The organism is Mucilaginibacter sp. (assembly GCF_035492695.1).
Taxonomy (GTDB): Bacteria; Bacteroidota; Bacteroidia; order Sphingobacteriales; family Sphingobacteriaceae; genus Mucilaginibacter.
On the sequence record NZ_DATJJC010000020.1, the window covers coordinates 218,374 to 239,516 of the forward strand.

Annotated in this window: 12 protein-coding genes; 3 read left to right on the forward strand and 9 right to left on the reverse strand. The window is 40.3% G+C overall.

What is annotated here, in order from left to right:
- Positions 1-6: 6 nt before the first annotated feature.
- From kdpF to VL525_RS13885, 3 genes are all read right to left on the reverse strand, one after another.
- A complete protein-coding gene (gene kdpF, locus VL525_RS22835; RefSeq protein ID WP_374726384.1) occupies positions 7-84 on the reverse strand; it encodes a K(+)-transporting ATPase subunit F in 78 nt (25 codons plus the stop codon).
- 265 nt (positions 85-349) lie between these two features.
- Positions 350-1,696, reverse strand: coding sequence for a sigma-54 dependent transcriptional regulator (locus VL525_RS13880; RefSeq protein WP_325387597.1), 1,347 nt, complete (start codon positions 1,694-1,696; stop codon positions 350-352).
- Positions 1,697-1,903: 207 nt separating this feature from the next.
- On the reverse strand, positions 1,904-5,560 hold the full coding sequence (locus VL525_RS13885) for an ABC transporter permease (RefSeq protein WP_325387600.1): 3,657 nt from the start codon (positions 5,558-5,560) through the stop codon (positions 1,904-1,906).
- 745 nt (positions 5,561-6,305) lie between these two features.
- Here VL525_RS13885 and VL525_RS13890 point away from each other — a divergent pair.
- The 3 genes from VL525_RS13890 (at position 6,306) to VL525_RS13900 (ending at position 12,212) form a co-directional block, all read left to right on the forward strand.
- On the forward strand, positions 6,306-7,571 hold the full coding sequence (locus VL525_RS13890) for a hypothetical protein (RefSeq protein WP_325387603.1): 1,266 nt from the start codon (positions 6,306-6,308) through the stop codon (positions 7,569-7,571).
- Between the two features lie 676 nt (positions 7,572-8,247).
- Positions 8,248-9,051: a hypothetical protein gene (locus tag VL525_RS13895; RefSeq protein ID WP_325387606.1), complete on the forward strand. Its 804-nt coding sequence runs from the start codon at positions 8,248-8,250 to the stop codon at positions 9,049-9,051.
- Positions 9,048-12,212, forward strand: a complete 3,165-nt coding sequence (locus tag VL525_RS13900; protein ID WP_325387608.1) for a DEAD/DEAH box helicase — start codon at positions 9,048-9,050, stop codon at positions 12,210-12,212. The genes VL525_RS13895 and VL525_RS13900 overlap by 4 nt, the downstream gene beginning before the upstream one ends.
- A 24-nt stretch (positions 12,213-12,236) precedes the next feature.
- On the opposite strand, the gene VL525_RS13905 is transcribed toward VL525_RS13900, so the two are convergent.
- The 6 genes from VL525_RS13905 to VL525_RS13930 form a co-directional block, all read right to left on the reverse strand.
- Positions 12,237-13,862, reverse strand: a complete 1,626-nt coding sequence (locus tag VL525_RS13905; RefSeq protein ID WP_325387610.1) for an RNA-directed DNA polymerase — start codon at positions 13,860-13,862, stop codon at positions 12,237-12,239.
- Positions 13,863-14,040: 178 nt separating this feature from the next.
- Positions 14,041-14,853 (reverse strand): hypothetical protein, encoded by an 813-nt coding sequence (locus tag VL525_RS13910; RefSeq protein WP_325387612.1) that lies wholly within the window; start codon positions 14,851-14,853, stop codon positions 14,041-14,043.
- Entirely contained in the window at positions 14,853-17,336 is a 2,484-nt protein-coding gene (locus VL525_RS13915) for an Hsp70 family protein (RefSeq protein ID WP_325387615.1), read from the reverse strand. The genes VL525_RS13910 and VL525_RS13915 overlap by 1 nt, the downstream gene beginning before the upstream one ends.
- Positions 17,337-17,340: 4 nt before the next feature.
- Entirely contained in the window at positions 17,341-17,703 is a 363-nt protein-coding gene (locus VL525_RS13920; RefSeq protein ID WP_325387618.1) for a hypothetical protein, read from the reverse strand.
- Positions 17,704-17,705: 2 nt separating this feature from the next.
- Entirely contained in the window at positions 17,706-19,640 is a 1,935-nt protein-coding gene (locus tag VL525_RS13925; protein WP_325387620.1) for a hypothetical protein, read from the reverse strand.
- A gap of 358 nt (positions 19,641-19,998) precedes the next feature.
- A complete protein-coding gene (locus tag VL525_RS13930) occupies positions 19,999-21,126 on the reverse strand; it encodes a hypothetical protein (protein WP_325387622.1) in 1,128 nt (375 codons plus the stop codon).
- Between the last annotated feature and the right edge of the window lie 17 nt (positions 21,127-21,143).

Below are 21,143 nucleotides of genomic sequence, written 5' to 3' on the forward strand. Positions count from 1 at the left end.
TAGTGATTAAAATTTTTCCGGTTTTAAAAGCACATAAACCATATAAATAAATACGGCCACGGCTACGATGAATAGTGCGATCATTTGCTTTAGATTTTTTCGAAGTAATTGACTGATTTAAAGAATAGCCAGAAGAAGATGATGAAGGCCAGCACGTAAAGCGCTGTTTGAAGAATATCCATATCCTTGTTTGTTTTTCGGGATGATTGCCAAAATAGTGCCCGGGGAACGACAGTGTTAAAGAAACATGGAATAGATGAAGTGAAGAGGGTTTTGCGATCTGCCGGATAAGAGATCCCTGGCCGGGAGGCCTATCATTTTGATAGGGATATTATCAAAATGAGAAAGTTTACGCGAGTCCGTATTCCTTAAGCTTACGGTACAAGGTGGCTACACCTATATTTAAAAGCCTGGCAGCTTCAATACGGTTACCCTGTGTATGGTTCAATACACGTTGTATGTGTAGTTTTTCCACCGATGAAAGGTCAAATGCAGAAAGCATATTTGAGCGGGAAAGCTGCGTGTGCAGTATATCGTTTGGGAGAAGCGTCTCATCAAGTTCCTGTCCTTCACACAATATCACAGCGCGTTCTATCACATTTTTTAGCTCCCTGATATTGCCGGGCCAGCTGTAGGCCTCAAGTTTTTCGGTAAATCCGCGTGATATGCCTGTAACCTGCTTTTTCACTTTTGAGGCAAAATATTGAACAAAAAAGCCGGCCAGCAGCGGAATGTCATTTTTACGTTCGCGCAAGGCAGGCAATACGATCTGGAATACCGACAGCCGATAAAAAAGGTCGGACCTAAAATGATTACTTTCAACCTCAGCCTGCAGGTCGCGGTTGGTGGCGGCCAGTATGCGTACGTTAACCTGGGTAGGTTTAGTGTCGCCCACTTTTAAAAACTGTTGCGACTCCAATACACGTAATAATTTCGCCTGCAATTCCAGGTCAAGCTCGCCCATTTCATCCAGAAAAATGGTGCCTCCGTTTGCTTCCTCAAAAAGGCCCTTTTTGTCTTTTGCCGCCCCTGTAAAAGCGCCTGCCTTGTGCCCAAAAAGTTCGCTTTCCAGCAACTCTTTAGTAAACGCGCTGCAATTTACCGCGACAAACGGTTTGCCTTTACGGCTACTGGCCTGGTGAATAGCTTCGGCAAATACCTCTTTTCCGGTACCAGTTTCGCCAAGCAGCAAAACGGTAGTGTCCGTAAGCGCTACCTTTTGGGCCAGGGATATCACTTCCTTTATCGCTGCGGAATTACCTATTATACGGTCAAAACCAAATTTGTCATTCAGCTTATTCTCCAGCTCCTGTACACGCTGTTGCAAAAGGGCCTTGTCCATTGCCTTGCTGACCAGGGGAATGATCTTTTCATTGTCGTCGCCTTTAGTGATGTAATCAAAGGCGCCCAACTTTATCGCTTTAACACCATCGTTTATGGTGCCGAAAGCCGTTAATACAATGACTTCGGTGGCAGGCCATGTGTTTTTGATCTGGCTGGTCAGTTCGATACCATTGATGTCGGGCAGTTTTACGTCGCTTAATACAACGTTCGCCGGTTCCTGCTGCAATTTTTTCAGGCCATCTTTTCCCGTCGGCGCTGTAAATACCTCATAACCTTCCAATTGAAGAATACGGGCTAGCAGGCCGCGCAGCCGCTCCTCGTCGTCAATGATCAACAGTTTGCCTTTTTGCATACTGACAGCAAAAATGATGAAAATTTATCCTGTTGCAGTAAATTTCTACCACTTTGATAATAATAGCCTTAGCCATTGAACGAACTTTTGTGGCAAAGATCTTTACAAGTGTAAAAATGCGTTCCGTATCTCACCCCGGAACGCACCACATAAGTGTTCAACTAAATCCCAGGTCTCACATTTAACAGACCTAAGCTCTTTGTAAGATCATTCATTCCGCAAACTTTTTACCGGGTTAGCTAATGCCGCCTTAACCGCCTGGAAGCTTATTGTTGTCAATGCAATAATTATTGCAGCAAGTCCGCCCGCAGCAAATAGCCACCAGCTAATGTTAATGCGATAGACGTAATCCTGCAGCCATTGATGCATGTAATACCAGGCAATGGGGGTTGCTATCGCAAAAGCTATAGCGATAAGGATGATAAACTCTTTTGAGAACAGGTAAACGATATTAGCCGCACTGGCGCCAAGTACTTTCCGGATACCTACTTCTTTTATTCGCTGTACTGCTATGAACGAGGCCAGGCCATAAAGGCCCAGGCAGCTGAGGAATATAGCAATGGCGGCAAAAATTTTATATAAAGAGGCTAATTGGGTTTCCTGCTTGTAAAAGCTTGCTATTTTTTCGTCCAGGAATTTGTATTCAAAAACATAATCGGGATAAGTTTGGTCAAATATCTTTTTAACCGATTGCATGGTTGATGAGATGTGTGTGGTTGCCAGTTTTATGGCAAGCTGGTTATACATAGCTTTGTCCTGTGTGATGATCAGCGGTGCAACGCTGTTACGGAAAGACCGGTCGTTAAAATCCTTCAATACACCAACTACCGGGCATTTTATCTGGTCGTTCCAGATGCTTATCTCCTTGCCTATAATATCTTCCGGTTTCGTTAATCCCAAACTTTTTACCAGCGTTTCGTTCACTAAAAATTCGGTTGTCATATCAGATTGCCGCAAGTTTCTCCCGGCTACAAGCGGCAGCTTATAAGTAGGCACATATTCTTCGTCGGCAAATTTGGTGATGGCTTTAAAATCGGTTTCTTTAGCGGCATGATCAAATCTTAGGGCGCTCCAGGTGTCATTGCCATTTTCAACCGGGGTGTTGGTATTCAGGCTTACGGTTTGCACGCCATTGCCCGACAATAACTGCCGCTTTAAATAATCCATTTTGCCCATCAGCGTAGTATCTACGCGGAAGGGAACATTCACCACAGCATCTTTATCAAAACCCAGGGGCTGATCCATAAAATAATCCATTTGCCTGACGATGATAAGTGTGCCGATGATGAGCACCTGTGCAATGACGAACTGAAACACGACCAGTCCGCGCCGTAACGAAATACCGCCTGAATTTGAGGCGAGCTTGCTCTTTAAGGCATTAATAGGGTTGAAACGGGATAAAACAATGGATGGATAAAAACCGGCCAGTGCTGTTACAACAACAGTAACGGCAAGCAGGAATAGAATAATTGCAGGATCGGTAAACAGGTTGAACGAAAGCGAAAGTTCCAAAAGCTTACCCACCGCATTTAATGCGAGCATGGTGATACCCGCAGCAAGTATTACCGCCATCGCCACGATCAAAAAAGTCTCGACAATGAACTGCACCTGTAATTGAGACCGGTTACTTCCCAAAACCTTTCTAACGCCAACTTCTTTTGCCCGGTTAACAGCTTGCGCAGTGGAAAGGTTGATAAAGTTTACGCATGCAATTAACAGGATAAATGCTGCGATGAGCCACAATACGTTAAGCAACTGGCGACTGACGGTTCTATTGCTGTAATTACCTGCCTGAGCGTCGTAATGCACCGCGCTTAATGGCTGTATGACATGACTGTCCTTGTTCGTAGCCGACTCCACTTTGCGTGAATATGCGCTTAGTTGCTGATTAAAATTTTCGGCGGATGAATTAGGTGGCAGCAAAATATAGCAACCATAGCCTGATACCGTTGTATTCCAATCGTGCGAGCTTGCCAGGTAATCGCCGGTAAATCCTGTCCCGTAAGCCACGATAACTTTGAGCTGAAAATCGGTATTTGCAGGTATATCAGCCAGGATACCTGAAACTGTCAGTACATCCGTACCATGTTCGAACATATAGCCGCCTACCTGCATTTTAATAGTTTTACCCATTGCCGTTTTCCAGTTACCGAAATATTTTTCGGCTACCGCTTTAGTAAGGAACACGTTACCGGGATTTTTTAACGAGGCATACGAACCCTCAATCAGTGGAAAATCAAATATTTTGAAGAATGACGGCCCGGCAAAAAATACGCCGTGCTGCTCTTTAAATACTTTTTCCGTGTTCCCATTGTTACCAACTATCTGCAGCTGGTCGTTGTGACTGGCAAAAATTGGGGCTACCTGTTCTATTTGGGGGAAGGAAGTTTTTAGCCCTACGGGCCATGGGAACGGCAGGTCTTTCCCAAAAGAAATATCGGCCGACTCGGCACTGTGATATTCTGTCAGTACCCGGTAAATGCGGTCTTTTTTTGTCTGAAAATTCTCAAAGCTGGTTTGATATTGTATAATGATAAAGATCACCAAACAAACGGCGATGCCAACGGCCAGGCCGGTAATATTAATAGCAGCATAACCTTTATTGCGAACCAGGTTGCGTTGGGCTATTTTCAAATAATTTTTAAACATAAAGTTGCGGTTTAATTTCTCCCGAAACCACTTTGGGGTGGTTTCATGGTACGAAATTACCGGCGTAGATTGGGACTGGCTGCCCAAATTATAAGTTGATTGCTCTTTTTTGTACTCGGCTGGGCTTTTTCCGGCGACTTGTTTGAAAATGCGATTGAACGAGCTTTGAGAATTGAAGCCCGACTCATACGCTATGCCCAGCAGGGTGATATGATCGTAAGCCGGGTCCTGCATTTTCCGGATGGCGTCCTGAACCCGGTATTCATTAATAAAATCATTAAAGCTTTTTTTGAGAACAGTGTTAAGTATCCTCGACACTTCATGGGCACTCAGGTCAAGCTTTTCAGCCAGTGAACCCAAGCTTAATTCAGGGTCATGGTAATAGCAGTTTTCTTTAACGGTTTTTTTTAGCCAGATAGCCTTTTGCTTCAGGTTTGCCGGAAGTAAGGGTTTTAAAACTGGTATTGTAGCTGTAATTACTCCGGGTTCTTGCCTTAAAAACGCCCTAGCCGCTATCCATATTAATGATGGCATTAAAAGAAGATATAAGAGATAATATAGGTGTACCGGCAATTGGTAATTGTACAAGAAATAATCTGCGGCCAGGCAGGGTAACCACAACAACCATAATATCCCGAAGACAGTCAGCAAGCGATGCAGCCATCGTAACTCATGCCTGTGGCGGTCGCCGTCATTAAATTTTTGTTGCTGATAAAAACCTTCGATCAGCATGCGGCAACGGTATAAGTAAACAACTACCGAACCGAATGCCATTAGCAGTAATACCAGGTTCACGCGCTGAAAAACAAGTGTGTCATAGGTTGGCGCGCCTGTTTTTACACTTTCTGCTATTTCAAAGGCAAAGGCACTTAGCTCAAGTAATAACGGGCTGAAATGCCACAGGTCACTACGCCGGAAAGGAAATTGCGGACGGGTTATTTTGCGCACATAAAAGAAGATCAGCGGACCCAATGCCAGCGAGAATTGCAGCGGTAGCCGGCTCCAGAAAGAAGCGTAAATATTTAGTCCGGTGTCAATTACGATGATCCGGGCTATCCACAAAACAGCAACAGCCAATGCTGCGGCCAAAAAGCGGTTTGCGGGCCTGTTTGCTTTCTTGCTGAACCATAACAGCAGGATAAAAGTGAAGCCAATAAACAGCATTCCGAAGAATGCTGCGTCATACAGGGCAATATGGAGTGTGTAGGGTTTCAAATAGAAGGTTTAATGCAATCGCTATTCCAAATTTATAACTTATTGATGTACAAAAAATTGTATATAGATCAAATCGACGTTGTAACGAAACCGAACGGCCGGCGTACGGTTTTGGATCGCGCGCAGCATTTCCTGGCGGAACGAAATTTGACATCTCTGTAAATAAGAAAAGCCCCCGGTTTTTAGTCGGAGGCGCTCAGTAGCCCGTAGGGGAAGCTTTTCGAACCCCTTTTTACAGGATTTAAGGTTGTTGGCTGCATCCTAATATATTGTAAATAACTTATTTTCAATCAATTAAAGGCAGAATAGAAATTAACTACGCGCGAATCTAGTTAACATAATATTCATAATAACCCAAACGCGTAATTCTTTATATTTGTCAAGGATCGAGCGAGTGGCAACTATGGCCGCCGTACTTTTCTTTTCTTCAAGTGCCTTAAAGAAAAGTACCAAAAGAAAAGGTCTACATATCCCAAATGTTCGTCTGTAATTAGAGTCGGCGATTATCTAATTGTTAATAATTTGGATTTTGGTTCGAGTCCTGCCCAGGCGACTTTTTAAGAAGTCAAAAGCCCCAGGTCGAAAGTCTTTAGGCTTTTTTCGTTTGAACAGTTTTATAAATTCTTGGTACGGTGAAAACGCCGACCATGCACTAAAAGTTAAATGCCTCAAGTTATAAATTGTTGAATAGAAAATTTCGTTTTTAGAAATTTCCATATCTTTAATTGATTTAATGCTAAACCTTATGGACAATGAAAAAGCATCTTCCACTGGCGGCCAAGATTCGGTCAGAAAAGTCTGGGGAATGGAACCAAAAGACTTCATAGATTCTATTGTTAAGTTAAGCGGTTTTATTACAATTCTTTTGGCAATAATTGGTTTTGCATACAATGCAAAGAAAGATAGTGACACTGCTGCTATAAGTAATGCTCAATTTAAAGAAACAGATTCACTTCAACGGGAGAATATGTCCGTTCAAAAGACAAATTTAGCCCGCCAAAAGTCAAAGGATTCATTAGACCATTTAAGAGACATAAAGTTAGATTCAGCATCGGCAGCTAATATTAGAAAAGCCGATTCAATTACCGCTTCCAACACCCGGCATGCCGATAGCTTATCTTTTTTAAGAATGGCCACGCAATTTCATGAAAGCATAGACGCGATAAATGCAGAAAAGCAAGCGGCATTGTATAAAGAACAGTCTTCAAATTACATAGAACTATGTATTAGAACAATTAATGAAACATCAGTCATTTCTCTTAATAATGTCAATAGCAAAGAGTACAATTTCGCTGTAGCAAATCTCAATGGAAATTTATTATCCCAACACAAGCTGTTAAGTAATAGTAATATAGTTAAGCAATTAGAAAAAGTCGATTCTGTTTTAAATGGGTATTACAGAAGATATTTCATAATTGGCGCACTGGACAGTATAGGACAATTTGCAAATAATTTAAATAATTTTTTAAATAAACAAACCTCAATACCGTATAGCGCACGCTCTTTCAAAAAGGACAAGGACGTTCAGGAGGTTTTTTTAAAATATATAAATCCTCAAATAGATACACTGAAATTTTATAGTAATGCAATAAATTCCTTTTACAAAAAAATAGACGCTGCCATTTCAACCGACGAAGTCGATCGTTCCTTGATTTTTCGAAGTACAGAAATAATAACAAAAAAAATGAATTCTTTCATTGCGAACGTTACCGAACTATACAACAGCGGCCCTAGTGTCAGAAAGCCAGGAGGAGGTTACTGGTCAAACAATATATCCAATAAAGAAGCATTTTATAGAAGTTATCAACTTTTTTTAAATGGAATAAATGTGCAAGCCGACTTACACGAAATTGTCGAGATGAAAAGAATTTATCTACGTGATCTCCGCACACAAAATTTAATGTCATTAAAAATATTACATTCAGAGATTGACCTATTAATTTCCATGCTTTCGAATTCGACAAAAGAAAGACTTCAGCAGATATATGTACCAGATAAACAATCAAGATAAGACTCATTGGAGTAATGGCAAAATATTATAATAGCGTCGGGTCGTAATACTATTTGCAATCCACGTGTTTATATTTTTATAGCTCAAACTTACGTTACACGAGTGCGGCTACCTCTTTTAAATCATATAAAAGGTCCGAAATTTGTCACGTTTCCTCTACCGAAAAAGCCTCGAGTGAAAACTCGGGTCTTATATTTCCCTAATAGCGTCGGACTCATATCCGCTGGTTACCGGACCTAGTTCGAGTCCTGCTCCCGCTTGGACTTGAGGTGAGCCCCAACAGGACTAAACTCGAACCGCTTGGCAGAGGGCATGAAGCTTTTATCGACAATTTAAAGGGTTCAATTCCAGCGTGGGGAACCTAAAAATCAATGACTAACCCAACATGATGACACTCCATTGTTAATTATTGCAAGAAACCTTTTTGCTTTATTTTACCTTTGCAAACAAATTGAAAAAATTATAAAATTGCTAATAACTTTAGTAATTTTGAATTATGTAAGAGACAAGGGGTTATTTCAATTTAATCTGGAAAATATGCGATATAGTATTACATTTGACTTAACCTTGCCTTTATATATGCCAAAAATACCTCTTAGTTTTTTGATGATCGTCGTATACGGGTCTCTCAGGCCAGTTATGGCAATTCCTTGCCGATGTTATCAAAACGATTGTCATGAACTTTAAATATCAGCATATCGAATCGCAGTTGCGTGGCTATGATGGTGTTATCATAGAAGAAGATGCTTGCAAAAATTATTTAGCCGGCGCCGTTAAGGGCAACCTAACAGATTTGGAACAACGTGAGTCCCTTTTAGAAGCTTTAGAAAGCCTAAAGACTGACACAGGCTTCGATTCTGAAGGTCTATTGGTTGATATACAAGCGCTAGAAAATCCTGAAGTGGATGTCCCAGAATGGCGTATAGGTGAGGCAATGGCTGAAGCTTTCCTGGAACAAGATATGCAATGCCGTTTTCATTGGAATGAATTGCGGGATGCCCGAAATCCAAAAGGCAATAAAACAGGCGCTGATCTGGTTGGGTTCATTGAAATGGATGGACAGGTGCTATTCCTTTTCGGTGAAGTTAAAACATCCTCAGAAACGGCAAATCGCCCTCCGCAGGTGATGACTAATTCTACGGGAATAGAATCACAGTTGAAGGATTTGTACAACGATAGGGCAAAAAGGTTGATTTTGATCAGCTATTTGCAAAGTAAAGCGGTATTGTACCCGGCTGGCCATGCATTTAAAGAAGATTTCAAACAAGCATTAAACATTTATTTTAACGCCGCTGGCGACGCCCCATATAAATTAATTGGAATTTTAGTGAGGGACGTTGAACCTGATGAAAATGACGTCTCGGAGAGCTATCATAAATTAAAGGCACTTATTCCCGCTCCATTAGCGTTACGGTTAATGGCGTTGTACATGCCTATTGCAAAAGAAAAGTGGCTTGATATTGTTACTGAAAAACAATGAGTATAATTAATAAATATCGATTCCTTGAACAGGCATACCCAGATATGCTTAATGGAATTGGTATGCTCATTCAAAAAAATAAGCTTTCCCATTTATTTGAGAAAATTAATATCACAGACGCTGATTCCACAGCTTTAAACCTTGCCAAAGAACTCTGTGAAATAAAAATTATTGAAAACTGGGAGGAACAACATACAGAATCCTTTAAGGCATTTTGTGCCACTTATTTTGATATTGCGAGTTTATTACCAGTAGATTTCGGTGCTGAATATTTTATTTATGAACAAATAAAAATTATCACATTCGGCTATATAGGTGAACACTGGCATTTTGTAAGGCAATATTTAAAAGCCCAGGAAGCGGTTTTAGGCAATATTGATTATGAGGATACCTGGAATAAACGTTTGCTAACGAAGTGCTATTTTGCGCTGGTCGGTCTGGTAAATAAGTCGAATTGGAATGATATAGATCATTCAATTTCCTTGATCAATCAACTTCGCGAGGAGCAAGCAGATTTTGAAAAAACTTTTCTGGGCCAGGTTGATGAAGATGTCAGGCCATACGGCGCCTCGGAACTAGTCGCCTTATACCATTTGGCTAAAAGTATTGAGATTTTAGGCAAGTACCTAATAGAAGGGCGACCGGCGGACCCGGAGATTTCTATACACTACCATTTAGGAAGGTCAAAGGAATTTTGCCAGAATACAGGGAATCTGTCACTCGATTTGTTGCTCAGATTCTTTGAAGCTCTTGCCGTAAAAATGATCCGGAATACAATCTGGTACACTACACGGGGGATAAACAATTGGGTCACTCAATTCAACAATTTTATCAGCCGCCAGGACAAGGGGGTTTTTGAATTACTTTACCCGCAAAGAGAATCAATTATAGACGGCGAATTACTTAACCCGGCTCACCGTGCGATCATTGTTAATCTGCCAACATCGAGCGGGAAAACAATGATTGCTGAATACAAGATTTTACAAGCTTTAAATCAATTCCGGCAAACCGGAGGCTGGGTGGCATATGTCGTGCCAACAAAAGCCTTGGTCAATCAAATCTATGTTCAACTTAATAGAGATCTGGGCAGTATAGGACTTAAGGTTGAAAAAGCCAGCGGAGCGATTGAATTGGATGGGTTCGAACAATACCTTGTTCAGGAAAATGGCAACGAAACGAATTTTGATGTATTGATCACTACTTATGAGAAGCTGAGTCTATTGGTTAGGCAAGGATTGGGCACGACTGCGGAACGGCCGTTAATCCTAACCGTAGTTGACGAGGCGCATAATATTGAAGAAGAAAAGCGGGGACTAACCTTAGAACTAATGCTTACCACGATAAAAAACGATTGTGAGTTGGCTAATTTCTTGTTGATGACCCCAGACATATCCAATTCATCAGAAGTTGCGACCTGGCTGGCGGGTGATCGTGGAAAAGAGATCAGACTGGAATTGGATTGGTGGCAGCCAAATGAACGTGTTGTTGGCGCCATTGAAGCTGTCGGAAGGAATCGCACTTATGATATAGTCCTGCGAACACTCCATACGGACAAGGCAACCTATGAAATAGGTGAAGTTATTCCGCTTATCAGCTGTGAGAATGCAGCACTAACCAAGTCGCAGGTATGCGGATCTAAAATAAAACTTGCCTCCTGCTTGTCTGGAGCAATTTTGGATATCAATTCACCAATTATAGTCTTAGCCGGCGATGTAGGTGAGACTTACACCATAGCTGAACATCTTTACGAATCGGCCGATGCAGATTTTGCAGCTGACGACGACATAGATTTATTGATCAAACTTGTAAGAAGTGAGTTGGGCAATGACTTTCCCCTCGCGAAATATTTATCACGCAGAATTGCAGTTCACAGCTCCGCCCTGCCCGACGAAATCAAATTCCTTATCGAGGATCTGATGGCAAAGGAAAAGCTCCAGGCTTTGGTATCTACTACCACTATTGCCCAAGGAATAAATTTCCCTGTGGCAGCAGTCATCATGGGAGCCTATAATTATCCATTTTTAGGCGATATGCCGGTTCGCGATTTTTGGAACTTAGCAGGCCGGGTTGGTCGTGCAGGACAAAAAAGCATGGGTTGGGTCGGTATGGCCGTGAAGAATGATGCCGATCTTCAACACGTAACCGAATATGTAATGAAAGCTTCAGAAGGGTTGCGTTCTCAATTGATTAAGGCCATTGACAATGCACTGCGTCATGCTGACCAAGATTTTGGCCGGTGGTTATATGTAGATGAAAGATGGTCAGCTGTTTTGCAATACATTTCACATTTGCGCACGCAAACCGAACAACAAGAGATTTTTCTTTCCCAGTTAGAACAAAAGCTACAAAGCACCTTAGGCTATCGTCAGTTGCCGCCGGATAAGCGCACTTTTCTTCGTGAGCGTATAAGGACGTATGCCGGAACATTAACAATGTCTGACGCAAAACGCGCTGATGAAACAGGCTTTTCAACTGTGTCTGTGCGCCAAATGATCGCAAGGCTGCGTACAACGAACTTATCTCAGAACGATTGGCGGAAAGATCAATTATTTTCGGAACAGAACCAGAGTATGCAAAGGTTGATCGGCGTAATGCTGGAAACCTACGAGATCAGAAAATCGATTGATGAACTGAGTTCGGGCGGTGTACCAATGGATCGATCAACCATAGCGAGATTAGTAATAGACTGGGTTAATGGGAAAGATATTATAGCCATAGCCACCAAATTTTATCCAAACGATGACCCCCAAAAAGCTATTCAGAAAGCAACAAAGGCCTTGTATAAAGTTATTGCCAATGCTGCCACATGGGGATTGGCTGCCCTTCAAAAAATGCCAACAAGTGGGGTCAATTGGGAGAACCTATCAGATTTAGAGAAAAAGAAAATGGCAAACATCCCGGCTTATTTGCATTATGGGGTTAATACAGATGAAGGTGTTTTGATGAGGAAGAATAACGTACCCAGAACTATTGCGAATAAACTTGGCGAACTATTTAATGCTGCCGTTGAAGGCGAGATATTTACCCAGCCGTCATCGAAGGTGTCCGAATGGCTTACGAATCAAAGCCTCGAAGTATGGAATCAGGTAATCCCCGCCAACTCGACGCTTAGTGGTGAAGAGTATAAGAAAGTGTGGGCAAAGTTGAATGGCGCAATGTAATTGTCCATAGGTTTGAACTTAAAATCAGACGTCTTCTATATCGTCGTCATCATCATCCCGGTTTTCATGGCTTTCTAACTCTTTTGCTAATGATGATTTCGGCTCAATCACGTGTTCATCCTCCTGGGCCTCGTCGTCCGGTTTAAAAAATCTGACACGCTTTTCTAAAAGCATTGCAAAATATTCTACTTCTTCAATATGCGAAGTATCAGTGCCTAAATAATGCCCGGCACCACTCTCATATGCCAAAAGCCAGTGCTCCGAGACAAGATTTTCCTTGGTTATTAATTGCCGCCATGTACGCTTTATTAGCGGTTTCCCTAATAGATTTTTTCTTTCCAGTTCCAATAGTAGAAGTATGACTAAGTCGTTATTGCTGGCGTTCAGGCCTTTAACCGCTTCGGCGGAGAGTTCTATCTCGCATTTTAGGAAAAACCACAATGACCAAACTAATTCAAAATGATGATCATGTTCTGCATGAAATAACATAAAAGCTTCGATTGCTCCCTGTACCTTGGGCCAATCAATTCTAACGCCGCGCTCGCGATTGATCAGAAATACATAAATCACCTGCTGGACCACTTTTGGTTCCAGCACAATTGCGTTGAGAAGAAAAGCCTCAAAGATTTTCCAGTTACTCCGATGTACAGACAATCCCCGAAGTTTCGCGATGGCATAAGTGAGGATCATATCGTCTGGATATTTTTTGGCGAAAGAAAAATTCATATCAAAGAACATGATCAGGTCAGATCGTTCATGTTCAGCCTTACGGCGAAACCGAAACCTGCGAATGGCTGACTTCCATTCGCTTTCCATGATCTCAGGAAGTTCAATGATCTTTTCTTTGGCTAAATTTAATTCGAGTTCATACTCACGCAGCAATTTTTGCAGCAACGTTTTTCCTCGTTCCGCATCTGCATAGGTCTTAAAGTATAAATAGTAATCATCAACGTTTCGAATGCCTTTGAAATCACTTAAAGTTTCCTGAAGTCCTTTGTCAACTGTGGCCAAGATAATTTCTGAAATGATCCTGCTACTATCCGGGCCGACCGGCAGCCCCATCGTTTGTCTGTCCTGACACTGACGTGTATGCAGATCGACCATGTTTCCGTAGAGGGTAAATCTATCATTAGCTTTCGCGACGGCCTTGGTATGTATCGCCCATGGGATACTATGCGTATAAATAGAGGCATAAAACCTAGATATGTCGACCACCAGTAGATAACGATAGCCTGTAGCTTTTAGAATACGTTGCTCTGTGAGCGCTTTAAAATCAGGTTTCGAAATATATCGTGCCGACGTCAGGGCTGCATCATAATCCCGAAAAACTGACATTTCAGAGGCGGTTATGATAGACGAAATGGCATTTCTATTTATCACAAGTGTGTGTGCGAGTTGGGTATAATGGAAAGGTCCAGGTATACTTAGCATCCGGCGATATCCGCGAAGATGGGGAATCGAAAACGGAATAAGCTTAGAAAATTTTAACAACTCCTTATCATCGGGATTTCGGCTATAATTCCCAATATTAAAATTGGCTTTTTTGACTATTGCCTCAAGATCCTCGCTGGTAAAACACGGTGGTAATTCTTCCGGAAAATATCCTTTCCCAACCAGTATTCCGTATCTTCCTTTTTCAGAGGCAGTCATTTAGTCGTTGATTTATAATATTCTTTAATGTCATTTTTATTGCTCACATCCAGTCTCTTTTTTACTTTGATTAACACCATCTGGACCCGCTGGCCATTTGGCTGCTCATACCCTACGTAAGACAACCCGAATAGATCGTCGATCTACCAACAACCTCTCAAGGTGGCTATTGCAGTTCTTATTGGGAATTGCTTCTCTTCGCATTTAATAGCACAATAAAAAATGCAATGATGGCTGCAAGATAAATTCCCAAAAATGCGCTTAGTATATACCTAATCGCATTCTGCCATGTGAAAAATGAAAATGTGAAAGATGGAATCCTCCAGAATATAACGTAGAACATAAAAGCAAGAGCCAAACCAGTCGCAAATTTTCTGATAATAGTCTTTTTGTTGTCAGATGCGATCCATAAAAAAAGCCAGTTGATAGGAATTGCAATAATCTGAAGGTTCATGATTAGGATGAATGCAAAAATTGTAATCGATTTATCTTTTAATACTTCTTTAGTATATTTCAAGAATTCCTCGTGTGACAATGAATGCATCAATAATGTTTTTAAGGCAATAACACAATATTGTTCAACCTCATACGCATTTGAGTATATGTCGTTGTTTCTAATATTAACCGCATAGTAGGCTATGATCATCAATAGCAACCAAGTCGCGCTCGGAGATCTCCTTATAACGCTTTGCTTAAATTTAGACTGGCCTCTGAATGCATTAAATCGCTCATCTTCCGGAAGACTGAGGAACTCTTCCTCTAAAACACCCAAAGGTGTGATTGAAGTCCCCGTGGGTAGCCACCCTAAATTGTATTTTACACCACCGACGATATTTTTGGAAAGTGAAAACCATGGGTTAGACAATATGGTAACCTCGATGATTTTCACTTTCCAAATTGAGCATAGCCAAGCATACACTAATATTGTTAACGCTGAGCTTAAAAAAAGCAGCGTTCCTAGTTCAAATGCATTTTGGCTTAGCAAGGTCATTAGAAACCGATTTTACGTGTTGCCTCCTGTTGTGCAGCTTTGGGAAGCAAATTCAATAACCCTCTATCAATTTCACTGAGTCGAGACCAATTCTTGCTTTCGATTGCGAATCTCCCCGCATCGGCCAATGATTGAGCCTGGCTCGCATCATTCATTTTATGCAAATCTTTAATCAATAAGTCATAAAGGGAAATTAGAAAATCCGGTGTTCTCCACATAATATTAAACTTTATGGAATGGAGTGATTCTGCAAATTCTTTGATTTTAATTGGATTGTTTGAACTTAGCACTGCATTTTCTTGAGCGACAATGTCATTAAAATATTTTCTTTCGTGATCATTGCCATTTTCGTTTAAAAGATCATCACACTCACGTTTTGCGTCAAAGTACTCCGCTCTTGCTGCATTTAGGCGCTTATCAATTGTCGCATTTCCAATATCCAATGCAACTTTTCTTTTTTTATCTTCTAATTGGTAGCGTTTATCAGTAACATCATCATCTGATAGCTCGGAGGCATTCGCTGATATCAATTCCATCTCTTTTTGGATATTGAGCAATTCTTTAGCTGCCTCGTAGTTTTCTGTTTCCGTTGCATGCTCCAGTTCTTCTTCCAACTTCTCTGAAAGGTTTTCTATGTCCACCTTTAAAATACTGATAGATGTAGTTCTTTCTTTAGGATTGTAGACTTCTTTGAATTCTTGATCGGCCATAGTCAAATATGCAGCCACGGTCAAATCCCTGGATTCCGTCATTTGAATGGTGATTTCAACATCTGAACCCTTATGGATATCTCTGCTAAGATTCTTTCCAGTTATTTCAAAGTAGCCAATTCTCTTATTAGCCTCAGGTAATGCTGTATGAGGACCTTCAAGTACATTAATCCTAATGAGTTCATCAGTAGAACCTTTGATGACTGTTTTATTAAGTTGTCGAGTTATCGTTCTTTTAAGTGGAAGGACAGAATTCTTTTGAAAAATCAAAAGGAGTTTTGTGGCTCCCGGAATATCCTCGTCATCAACTTCTAGGCTTATGTCTTCTGGTAGTGGTTGACCACTAATACCGAAACCACTATTTATCCCTATCGGCTCTAAGTCAGTCTCGACAATATCATTATTTGTATTGTAAACAGTTAAATCAAAAAAATTATAAACGTTTTCAACCAATGGTAGGTCTTCACTAATACGAGCCGACAACGGCTTCAAGCCAGTGTCAAAACCACCATCACTACGTTTAATTCTATAAAAAAGCCCTTCTGTATTCCCGGTTATTTTTGCCGAAAATAATTCTTCTTTTTCTTTAGAGGACTTTAAATAAGCGGCTTTTATCTTAATAATACTGTTATTGCCCGTTTGCTTTGCAGATGAAAACTCCTTCGCTTTCGATGAAGCATAGTGAGCTGCGCCAATTGCGACGGCAGTCGTTGGATCAATTTCGCAATTAATCGGTATTTGTAGCAATTCTTCAACACGTTGTCTAACGTAAGGTATATATGTTGAGCCACCAACCATTAACGTAAATTCTACATCTGACGGATTAAGAGAATTTCTTGTCAGAATTTTTTTTATCATATCAATCGTGGAATCAACATAAGGTTTTATCAAGTCATTGAATTCACTGCGAGAAATAATGATTTCTTCATCTATTTCATTACCATCTTGATCTTCAAAACCTGTAACCTCGATTTCTGAAGAAGATTTGGCTGACAATAAAATTTTGGCTTGCTCGACGAGGTGTAATAATGCGTAATATTTCCCATTGAGCCTACCCGCACCACTCTGAAAGGCGTCCAGTAAATCATTTATCGCATACTTAGCTTCAATTTGCGGCACTATCAACTTTTCAATGATAAGCCGGTCAAAGTCTGCGCCGCCTAGGAAATTGTCGCCTTCGTGATCCAGCACTCTCATTTCGCCATCAGCGATTTTTATTAACGCTACATCGAAAGTACCACCACCAAGATCGTACACCAACCATTGACCGTCGGTAAGGTCTTTTTCCTTTTTCATATTGGCATAAGCTAAACTTGCTGCAATCGGCTCTTGTAACAATATGACTTGCTTGAATCCGGCTAACATACCCGCTTCCTTTGTAGCGCCGGCCTGAGTGGTATCAAATGAGGCAGGTATAGTTATGACAGCCGCGTCTATAATTTCGCCGGGAGGAAGAAAGGTCTTTAATTCTTTGAGGACTATAGCGGATAATTCAACTGGACTTTTGGATTCGTTAATTGCTTTTATTTTAAAGCTTTCCGACGTTCCCATCCGGCGTTTGAATACACCAACAACACTTTTAGGGTCTTTTTCGTAATAGGTTTTGGCTTGATTACCGACAATAATTTTATCCTTGCGAAATCCGACAACGGACGGTAATGTGTTACGGCCAAAGTCTGTGGGGTTGTTGAAAACATGGACCTCTCCCTTGATGAATTTTGCGATAGCCGAATTGGTAGTTCCTAAGTCAATCCCGAAGTTGATATTTTCCATAATTTCAATTTTTTTGTTCTTCTACTATTACAATTCCTTTTTGGGCAATAATATTTTGACCTTTTAACTGGCAATAAATTATAGGCTTAATTACCTCAACGATGACCAAATTCTCAGTGCCAGTTCCCGCAATGCTTGCCTCGCAATCTGTTCTTGTTTCATTATAATCTTCTCCAATGGGGTCTTTGTATATGATACTCATTGGTTCATCTGATAGCGTTTTTAGATTTTCGAAGCATTCCTTCAATCGATTGACATTTCTCTGAATGGAATTCGATTCTTTGATCAGATTCAATTTCTTTTCGATTTCAAAAATCTGATTAATTATGTCAGTATATAATCTTGGAATTTTCACTTGCTCTTGCATAATTATTGAGTTTGATTGTTAAAAAAGAATGCCATTTCGCTATATTGAATGGACGAAGTGTTATTAATGATTTTTGAAAGATTTATTTGATAGGTGCTATACTGAAATCCATCATCAGTAATTGGAATTGCATTGTAAACTCCAATTGAAGTATTGAAGGTGGGATATTTTTCAAATCCGCCATTAAATCCGCATCCGTTTTTCATCTCGGGGTCCCAATCTAGGCCTGAGTATGTTTTAACGTAATACGTACCTGGGGGAACTTGCTTCATTTTAAAAACCCTACCTGCTCTAATATAATTATTTCTAATGGTACTGCCGGTCAAGCTGTCAACCAAGCAAACTATAGCGTCAACTGTGTTGTCATTTGTAAACTTAATCCATGAGTTACCGTTCCAACCCCCAATTCCGAAACAATTGTTATAGGGGGTCGCGCCGGTGTGTAGACTATTGCCAGAATATTTACTTGGTTCATGGATAGGTGCAACAGGTTGGGAAGGAACACTGGATACAGCTCTAGTTGTATCAACCTTGGTGGTATCGGTCGATGAATTTGAAGTATAGGTTTGAGATTTTTTACTATTTGCTATCCCGATGATAATTGCAACTACAATTATGATCCCAATAAAAACCAAACACCCAGAATTATCCTTTTGTGATTTGTTATGTGTTGGTTTGACAGTTGGTTGAGTGATTGCTCTTGATGGAGTGGTTGTTGGCAGATTAAATGATCTCGTAAGCTTCTGCAATTCTCTATTAGTAATATCAATTTTCAATTGTGAAAGCTTGTCTTTTGCCTCTTTCAAGTTTTGCTTTACAGTGCTGTCAGTTGTGCTTATTGTAATAGCCTTATCAATAAGCCTAACGGCGTTATCAATGTCTTCCCACTCATTCCATACAGAAACGGAAAGACTTCTAATGACAAGCGCTATTTGACTTTTAATTTCGTTTAATGCCTGGGGAAACGCGTTTATTTCAGTGATAGATATTTTACTATTTACCCATGATATCACTGAAGTAGGATTGACTACCTTTTTTTTGACATTAGCGTTTAGGCTGTCGCCTTCGGATAGTATTCCAGCATATTTTTTAATAATACCATCGTACTTCGACGCCTCTTCTCGTTCTTCCTTTAGCTTAGTGATTTCGGCAAGGTCTTTTTCCAGCTCGGATTTATCCAACCCATTGACCTCAAAACTTAGTGCGTACTTTATGATATCTAATGCTAATTGCGGGTCATCAAAAAAATTATAAACATTAACGGATAAATTTCTGAAGGACAGGGCCACAGCATTGCGCCGATCCTGAAACAGAATTGGCAAGCAGTTTAATTTGGGGGAGCTAAGTTTAAGCTTATATTGACTGATGGCTGCTTTAATCGAATCATTTGTATATGACGTGACCTTATTTCGTAGACCTGCGACAATCTGATCTAATTCTCCCTTTGTGTCATTAATATAGCCTGAAAGTTGTCTATAAGAAAGTAATAAATCCGATGGTGTTGTTAACGATTTGACAGAAGTGGCCTTTTTAAAAAATACAAAAGTACCAGAAACATATGCTTCGTAAATTACTTTGTCAAATCTTGCCGCATAAAAAGGGCTAATAAATTTTATGAACGCCGGCAGTAAAAACATGCCCTCGTTCCGGAAGTTTTCGACAAATCGCGCCTCTCCTTTTGACAAAAAAGACTGTAAATCAGGGTATTTGGCAATGAATAGGTAAAATTCAAGTTTGTCTGGATCGTCCAAATCATTCACAACTCGTTCCACTTCCGATTTTGAAACCTTTGTGCCAAGATTATCAAAAATGCCGTCGTCCGACAGTTCTATTTCCGCATAAATGACCTTCTTCGATTTTTTTATTACGGCGGGGGTAATTTCTGAAAGTTCGTAGTCTTCTAAGCCTAATACTTGTATGGGATTTACGAATGTCATTGACGGTATGCGATAAGTTCGATGAAGGCAATAATTTAGGTTGTTACTGAATGAAAGATGTGAAGTTAACTAAATTATGGATAAATCAAAGACTGTGTATCCAATCGGAATTGCTCCCTTTAAAATGCTTTCGTGTAAGCCATTGGGTAAAACGATATCTAGATATTTTTAATCAAACTAATAGAAGCAAGCCATGTTTTGGGTGCCCCCAAACGGCTTGCCGGGATACCCGGACCCAATATACTTCACTTTGTTCAGCATATTCAGAATAATGTTGATGGCAGAAAACAGCTTTAAAAAGTTTGTTTTCGGAGAATGAATAGTGTTCTTAATTAAAGATTCTATTATAAACGTTTCATTACAATTTTCTACGAAGTTGAAATAGCAACTGGTTTTTTGAATGGTCATCGTCACTATCAGCATAATGAAAAAATCCTGGGTTTAACCGATCAGACTTTAATACGAGGTCAAGATACAAATCAAGATTTTTAGCCTGCAGCGGTGTCATTGATGTCAGCTTTTGTTCGATTTGGATCGCGTTGTGGGTGTTAAAAAATTTTGAAAGCTTACCGACAAATCCAACAATTATGTCCGAAGCTTGTGTTAAAACGTCATCTTTCGAGTCAAGAAAGGAATAATTGGTTATTGTCTTACCCTTATAAATAATCTCATATTCTGCAAAGGCTGCCTCAATTTCGGTTTCGTTATCGAATAGGTGCTCTGAATTCAAAAAAGTATAAATCGGCCTCATGTAAAAATGAACCAATCCATTAATTAGTATCAGACTAGTTTCATCAACGATGAATGGAAGGGAGTCGTTTGCAAGTGCTTCAGTAAACAGGCCTTGAAGCATGATCAATCCCATTTTATATTCGTCATCATCGGCATACTGCTTGAACAAGTCCATCAGCTCCGATACGAAATTTACCAACTCGATTTGTTTTATGTCCGGATAACCGTATTTGACAAATAAGGGCACTACCTTGTCGATTTCTAAGCGGCACAGTTTGTAAAGATCATTCTTTAACCGACGAATGGTTTGAGGGGTTATTTTTACTGAGTCCCCTGCTCCGGCAATTGCTGAATCTACAATATCAACGATGGAATAATATAATAGATTGAGCGACGAAAAGTGCATATATAAGGGCGAGTTTACTAAATACTCCAGGAAAGGGGTAAGTTTTCTTGAAGTAAGGCATTCTAAAAAGTCGCCAAATGCAAGATGTTTCAACTTAACTTCTTTTGTATTTCCCTGTAAAGATAGCCCTTCAAATATACTGCTAACGTCGGGTCTGTCACCTTGAAAAGTCAACCCACCGAGTACGAAATTCGAAGAAAAGGCTACGTTGAAATCGCCTTTATTAAGATGAAGTTTCTTAATGTTGTTTGTCTCGTCATAAAAGAACGTATATCGAACGTCAAAATCAGCCATAGGGCTTAAAATTTTTGCGAAGGAATTAAATTGTTCGGTTTCGTACTTAATCATTTGGTTGGGTTTAGTTA